A 1,287-nucleotide genomic window follows, 5' to 3' on the forward strand; every position below is an offset into this window, starting at 1 on the left:
GGGGTGGGATACCTCATCTTGGAACAGGCTTCCCGCTTAGATGCCTTCAGCGGTTATCCCTTCCGAACGTGGCCAACCAGCCATGCCACTGGCGTGACAACTGGCATACCAGAGGTTCGTCCGTCCCGGTCCTCTCGTACTAGGGACAGCCTTCCTCAAGTATCCTACGCGCGCGGCGGATAGGGACCGAACTGTCTCACGACGTTCTAAACCCAGCTCGCGTGCCGCTTTAATGGGCGAACAGCCCAACCCTTGGGACCTACTCCGGCCCCAGGATGCGACGAGCCGACATCGAGGTGCCAAACCATGCCGTCGATATGGACTCTTGGGCAAGATCAGCCTGTTATCCCCGGGGTACCTTTTATCCGTTGAGCGACACCCCTTCCACCAGGTGGTGCCGGATCACTAGTCCCGACTTTCGTCCCTGCTCGACATGTCTGTCTCACAGTCAAGCTCCCTTGTGCACTTGCACTCAACACCTGATTGCCAACCAGGCTGAGGGAACCTTTGGGCGCCTCCGTTACTCTTTAGGAGGCAACCGCCCCAGTTAAACTACCCATCAGGCACTGTCCCTGAACCAGATCATGGTCCGAGGTTCAGATTCCCAATCCGACCAGAGTGGTATTTCAACAACGACTCCACCAACACTAGCGTGCCAGCTTCACAGTCTCCCACCTATCCTACACAAGCCGAACCGAAAACCAATACCAAACTATAGTAAAGGTCCCGGGGTCTTTCCGTCCTGCCGCGCGTAACGAGCATCTTTACTCGTAGTGCAATTTCGCCGGGCCTGTGGTTGAGACAGCCGGAAAGTCGTTACGCCATTCGTGCAGGTCGGAACTTACCCGACAAGGAATTTCGCTACCTTAGGATGGTTATAGTTACCACCGCCGTTTACTGGCGCTTAAATTCTCAGCTTCACCCCCAAAGGGGTTAACCGGTCCTCTTAACGTTCCAGCACCGGGCAGGCGTCAGTCCATATACATCGTCTTGCGACTTCGCATGGACCTGTGTTTTTAGTAAACAGTCGCTTTCCGCTGGTCTCTGCGGCCACCCACCCCTAGTCCGCAAGGGACTTCAGAGTGTTTGGCCCCCCTTCTCCCGAAGTTACGGGGGCATTTTGCCGAGTTCCTTAACCACAGTTCACCCGATCGCCTTAGTATTCTCTACCTGACCACCTGTGTTGGTTTGGGGTACGGGCCGTGCACGCACTCGCTAGAGGCTTTTCTCGGCAGCATAGGATCACTCTACTTCACCTCAATCGGCTACGCATCACGTCTCAGCCTA

At 55.7% G+C, this 1,287-nt stretch carries 1 rRNA gene; it reads right to left on the reverse strand.

Features of this window, described 5'->3' with window-relative positions:
• Positions 1–1,287: ribosomal RNA gene (locus tag IE302_RS42555) — 23S ribosomal RNA — on the reverse strand; the annotation flags it as partial.

This window comes from Amycolatopsis oliviviridis (assembly GCF_014654365.1).
GTDB lineage: Bacteria > Actinomycetota > Actinomycetes > Mycobacteriales > Pseudonocardiaceae > Amycolatopsis > Amycolatopsis oliviviridis.